This window comes from Planctomycetota bacterium (assembly GCA_035384565.1).
Classification (GTDB): Bacteria; Planctomycetota; PUPC01; order DSUN01; family DSUN01; genus DAOOIT01.
Window position 1 is genome coordinate 1 of sequence record DAOOIT010000137.1, and the last position, 5909, is coordinate 5909.

General features: G+C 68.1%; 4 protein-coding genes. 1 reads left to right on the top strand and 3 read right to left on the bottom strand.

The features are described 5' to 3' along the window. The first annotated feature begins 645 nt into the window (after positions 1 to 645). A complete protein-coding gene (locus PLE19_23735; protein ID HPD17960.1) occupies positions 646 to 2892 on the top strand; it encodes a choice-of-anchor D domain-containing protein in 2247 nt (748 codons plus the stop codon). Positions 2893 to 2916: 24 nt separating this feature from the next. Here the strand turns inward: PLE19_23735 and PLE19_23740 are convergent, their stop codons facing one another. Genes PLE19_23740 through PLE19_23750 form a run of 3 tightly spaced genes read right to left on the bottom strand, consistent with a single transcriptional unit; the run spans position 2917 to position 5740 of the window. Continuing rightward, entirely contained in the window at positions 2917 to 4068 is a 1152-nt protein-coding gene (locus tag PLE19_23740; GenBank protein ID HPD17961.1) for a glycosyltransferase family 4 protein, read from the bottom strand. Next, positions 4065 to 4886: a lipopolysaccharide kinase InaA family protein gene (locus PLE19_23745; protein ID HPD17962.1), complete on the bottom strand. Its 822-nt coding sequence runs from the start codon at positions 4884 to 4886 to the stop codon at positions 4065 to 4067. The genes PLE19_23740 and PLE19_23745 overlap by 4 nt, the downstream gene beginning before the upstream one ends. A 20-nt stretch (positions 4887 to 4906) precedes the next feature. Then, positions 4907 to 5740 (bottom strand): glycosyltransferase family 2 protein, encoded by an 834-nt coding sequence (locus PLE19_23750; GenBank protein ID HPD17963.1) that lies wholly within the window; start codon positions 5738 to 5740, stop codon positions 4907 to 4909. Between the last annotated feature and the right edge of the window lie 169 nt (positions 5741 to 5909).

The window sequence follows — 5909 nt, forward strand, 5'->3', positions numbered from 1 at the left end:
AGAATGAGCGATTCTCGCGGCTCCGGCCATATTCGCTCATCTGCGCGATGAGCAACTATGGGAGCGGGACTGGCCGGAGGGCGTAAGGCATTGGGGCATAGAGGGTTATGGGATGGCCACCGCGGGTGCCGCGGCACCCGTCCCACACTCCCCAAGGGCGGCCGCGTCGGGATCGCCAAACCCTGATGAGCCAGAATTGAGCAAGTATGGGCGGGAAGGCCGCCGAGCCGCCCGGATCGCCAAAGCGCCATACTTGCTCAACTCCCCGCGGCGGCAGAGGTGAGCGAGTATGGCGGCGGCGTGTCTGGTTTCCAAGACAATGGGGGCGAGTGGGGGCGCAGGAGCCGGGGTTGGTGACCATCCGCTTCGCCAGCAAGAGCTTGACCTCCGTGGTAAGTTGGGGTATTATACTGGAGCCTGTGGCCGGTCACGGCCAGCCTTGTCCCTCTGCTCGCGGTCGCCATCGCTCTTGTTTTCCCCTGCGGCTTTGGCGACCGGCTTCGAGAAGGGGAACACGCCGCCCATCCCCGTTGGCGGCTGTAAGCGCTTCCCCGTCAATCACATAGTGGGTGCGCGCCCGACGCGCTGCACCGCCTGAAGCGAGGTGCACAGATGCCGTCGAATGCTTCTGGGAGGCCGTCCGCTTTGGGTTGCCGGGTGCTCGTGATGGCCGTCGCAGGGGCCGCCGCGCTGCTGGCGCCGTGTGTGGTCGCTGACCTTGCCGGCTCCGCCAAGGGGGGCGGAACCTACAGGATCTCCGGGAAGATCGTGTGCGGCATCTTCGGCTTCGGCATCCCCGACGTCAAGCTGTACGGCCTGCCGGGCGACCCGAAGACCGATGGCGACGGCCGCTATAGCGTGCTGGTGCCCGAGGGGTGGTCCGGCGCGGTGTACCCGCTGCGCGATCTCCTGCACTTCGACCCGTTTGGGCGGAACTATGTGAACGTAAGCGCCGACATCACCGATAACTACAAGACCACGCTGCCCGTTCCCGCAATCTCGGGATACGTGCGCACTGCCGCGGGGGACCCGATCGACTGCGTCTCGATGGTCGGCCTCCCCAACACTCCGATGACGAACTACCACGGCTTCTACCTGGCCTACGTGAAGAGCGGCAGCGACCGCACCGTCACTCCGCAGAAGCCGTCGTACGTCTTCACACCCCCCAGCCGCGTGCACACCGGCGTAGACAGTGACCTGAAGAATCAGAACTACACCGGGACGTCGGTGGGCGGGATTGTCGTGAGCCCGACTTCGGGCCTCACGACCACGGAGGGCGGGGGAACGGCGCAGTTCGCTGTGGTCCTCACCTCGGCCCCCACCGCGAACGTGGCGATCGGGCTCTCCTCGAGCGACCCGACCGAGGGAAGCGTGTCGCCCACTCAGTTGACCTTCACGCCGGCCAACTGGAACGTGCCGCAGACTGTGACCGTGACGGGATTGGACGACGACCTGCGCGACGGCCACGTGGCCTACACGATCATCACGGCGCCGGCGGTGAGCGGTGACGCCCTCTTCGACGGGAAGAACCCGTCGGACGTGTCGGTGACGAACCGGGACGACGACTCCCCCGGCATCACGGTGAGCCCGACCTCTGGCCTCGTCACCACCGAGGGAGGCGGCACGGCTCAGTTCACAGTGGTGCTTGATGGCCGGTCCACCGCCGACGTCACCGTGCCCCTCTCGTCGAGCGATCCCACCGAGGGAGTGGCGGACACAGCCGCCGTGACCTTCACGCCAGCCAACTGGAACACACCGCAGGTAGTCACGATTACGGGGCTGGATGACCTGGAGTTCGACGGCGATATCTCGTACACCATTCTCACGGGTGCGGCCACGAGCGCCGACGCAGGGTACAACGGCCTCAACGCGGCGGATGTCTCTGTGACCAACAAGGATGACGACGCGCCGCCGCTTCTGCTGATCTCGGCACCCAAGAAGCTCGATTTCGGGGGAGTAGAGATTGGGCAATCGGCGGAGCTGGATGCCTTCACCGTGACCAACGCCGGAGGCGGGCGTCTCACGGGAGGGGCCAGCATCTCCGGCGACTTCGCGATCGTCTCCGGCTCGGCGTTCAGCCTGCTGCCCGGGGAGAGCCAGAGCCTTCGCCTCCGCTTCGTGCCCACGGCGGCGGGCAAACGGAAGGCGACTCTGAACTTCCTGAGCAATGGCGGGACGGGCAAGCGCCCGATTCAGGGCGTCGGCAACCCGCACACCGTGGTGGTAGACAACCGCGACAATGAGGCAGACAAGCGGTTCGAGACTCTGTCGGGCGTCTGGCAGGCGGAGGGAACGCAGACGAAGTTCTGGGCGACCGACTACTGCATCACCCCCACAGGCCCCGGCAATGCCGTCGCGGCCTGGCATTTCCGCGTGGCCTACGACGCCGTCTACGAGGTCTCGGTCTGGTGGCCCAAGGCCCTCAAGACCTGGGGCGCTGACGTGCCCTTCCGCACGTACCATGCCAAGGGGAATACCGTTGTGGCGGCGCGGCAGAACTCCAAGGGGGGCAAGTGGGTGCCCCTGGGCAAGTACGAGTTCGGGCCGGGCACCGACTGGCGAGTGGAGATCGCCAACAACGCGCTCGGGACGCACGTCGTCGCCGACGCGATCCAGGTCAAGTGGGTGGCCCCGCTGCCGATGCCGAAGGAGCCGGAGGAGCCGCTCAGCATCTTCGTCATGCCGTCGCGAGGCCCGGCGCCGCTCGACATCATCGTGGATGCTCTGGGTGCGCCGGCGGATGCAACCTGCCTCTGGGACTTCGGCGATGGCTCCAAGAAGATCAAAAGCAAGGGCACGATGGCCCTGCACACGTACTACTCGCCGGGCGAGTACACGATCACCGTGACGGTCGGCGACGCGACGGCGAAGGCCATCGTCCAGGTGGAATAGGGGGCCGGGCATGGCCCGGGTGGCTCACGCCCGGGTGCTCCGGCGGCGCTCCAGCACCTCGCGGTACACGGCACCGACCAGCTCCGCCTGACGTTCCAGTGAGAAATGCTGGAGCGCGTATTCGCGCGCGCGGGCCCCGAGAGCCATGCGGCGTCGGGGGTCGCGCGCCAGCGCCACAATGGCGGCGGCAAGCCCATCCACCGTGTCATCCACCACCAGGCCGCGATCGTCGTTGCCGACCAGCTCGGGCAACATCCCGCGCCGCGACGCGATGACGGGCACGCCCATGGCCATCGCCTCTCGCACGGCGCGGCACGAGCCGTCGGTGCCCGGCACCAGGAAGACCTTGGCATCGAGCGACGCCAGGGTGCGCACGTAGTCATCGCCTCGCTGATAGCCTGGGAAGAGAACGACCCCCTCGAGTCCCATGCGCCTCGAGGGCTCGATGGCGATGGTCTTGATGTGGGTGCCGCGCCCGATGATCAGCGCCCTCAGGTTGGGGAGTTGCGCGTGGGCCTGGGCAACGGCTTTGAGGAAGACGTCGAACCTCCGCCGCCACTGGACTCGTGCCACGATGCCGATGACAAAGGCATCTGGGGGCAGCCCGAGCTCGGCGCGCCGGCCGCCCGCGGCGCGGGCGGGGTCGAAACGCTCGAGGTCCACCGCGGTGTCGAAGAGCCAGGCCCTGTCGGCGGGCAGGCCGACCGTGCCAACGGCATGCCGCCGCGCGTGGTGCGAGATCAGGAGGAGGCCGTCGGTGAATTCGCGCGCCAGGCGCCCCTCCCAGTAGCCGAGGGGCCCTTCGCCGGCATAGCAGGAGCGGACGACCGCCGGCCGCCCCGGCATGTGCCGGGCCGCGAGGGCGGCCACGATGTGATCGTTGCGGAGGTGGCAATGCAGGAGGTCGAAATGCTCGGCCTCGAGCCAGCGCCGCAGCTTGCGTCCGTCGGGGTAGTTCTTGAACGGGTTCATGTGCTTGCTGAGGGCAAGCCCCGTGCGCACAGGGATGCCCCGCTCGCGGGCGAGCGGCAGGATCGTGTTCTCCTGGCCCCGCGGCGCCTCTCCACAGGCGAAGGCAACGTCGCAGCCGTGGCGCATCAGCGCGGTGGCGAGGTTGACGGCTGGTTCGGCAGGGCCCGTGAGGCGCCAGTTGCTGAAGAGGTGAAGCACTTTCATGATGGTTGGCCCCTGCGGCGACGCTGGCGGGCTGCGACGCGCTGCCTGCCCAGGCGCAGGATCTCCCGGGGGAACCGGCCGCGCGTCCGCGTGCGATCGCCGGCGGCGTAGGCGACCAGGAACCGCATCTTGTCGGCACGCGTGACCCCGTGCGGCAGGTCAGCGAGTTGCGCGAGGTTCTTCGCCCGGCGGCGGCGGGTCAACGGCTTGCGGGCCGACAGACTCTCGAAATCCAGCAGGTAGAAGACCCACCCGTCCGGCTGTTCGGCCGCGAGGAAGTTCTTGGCCGACCAGTCGTCGTGGTAGATGCCCAGGTCGTGCACCCTCCGCAACCACGCGGCAAGCTGGCGGAGCAGGCGCCGCTTGGCCTGGAGCTGGTCGGCGGAGAGCGCGCCGGCGAAGCGTTCGGCGATGAGCCGGTTCAATGGCACGGCTCCCTCCACGTATCGGGTGACCAGGAAGGCGCTCGTGCCGTGACGAAACGCGGCGAGCGCCTCCGGCGCCGACACGCCCTTGCGGGCCAGCAGCGCCGCGCCGCGCCAGGCCCGGCGCGCACGAGAGCCGCGCAGCAGCTCCTTCAGCAGGTCGAGCGGCCCCGAGCGGCGGTACTCCTTCACACACGCCCAGGCATCGCGGCAGGGGACCCGCGTGACGGCGGTCCGTGCGTCCCGCTTCAGAACGCCGCGGCCGGTGGCCAGGGCCGTTCTGTGGGCGACGAGCATCTGCTCGAGTTGCCGGCGGTCGAGCCCGCGCGTCTGCCACACGCGGAGGGCGAGGCGGGTCGCGGGGGAGCTCTCGTGCTGTTCGGAGGAGGCCATCGCGCTCCCGTCCAGGGACCTCATCGCTCCGTCATCTGGTCGAGGGCCTCGAGGGCCTGGTCGCGTGCGGCGGCCGGGGCCTCGCGGTGCGCGCGCTCGAGGGCCTCGCGGCGGTGGCGGTCCCAGAGCTTGGCGTATTTCATGAAAACGCTGTAGGCCGCCAGCGAACAGAGGATCAGGCCGTGCTTGCCGTCGAGGAACCCGTGGCGGAGGACGAACATGCGTAAGAAGCGCCACATCGGGCGCAGCGACAGGTTGGCCCACGTCGCCCGCTTGCCGCGGTCGTAGAGGTCCGCCGCCGACCAGGTGGTGTAGCGCCCGAATTTCTCGAGATACTGGTCCATCGAGCGGTACGTGTTGTGCAGGAAGTGCTCGCGGATTGTGCCTACGGAGCCGTCCACGATCACATCGGCGTGAACGTGCAGGTTCTCGTACCGCCCCTTGCCGTTCCGCCAGAGGCGGGTGAGGTAGTCGTGATGCCAGCCGCAGTGGCGGATGAGTTTGCCGAAAAAGATGGTCATCCGCCTGATGCGGAACCCATCGTGCGGGGTGCCGTCGGCCAGGATGCGCTGGATGCGGGCACGCAGCTCCGGCGTCACCCGCTCGTCGGCGTCCAGCACCATCACCCAGTCGCTCTTCGCCTGCGGGATGGCCCAGTTCTTCTGCGTCGCAGAGTTCACGTACTCGTGCTGCACGATATGGCTCGTGTACGTGCGCGCGATCTCGAGGGTGCGGTCGGTCGAGAACGAGTCGACCACGAAGAGGTCGTCGGCCCAGGCCACGCTCTCGAGGCAGGCCGCGATGTTCTCCTCCTCGTTGAAGGTGGGCACGATGACGGTGAGGGTGGCAGGCACAGAGCGCGCTCCGGAGGGTCGAGCCGTGGTCTGCGGCAATTATAGCGGCGGGCGCGAGTCGAGTCAACGAGCCGGCGCGCCCGAGTGTGGGCCGGAATTGTAGGCAGGGTGATTGTCTCTGGAGCCTGAAGGGCTCGCATGGGATAGCCCAGGGCAACGCCCTGGGTTC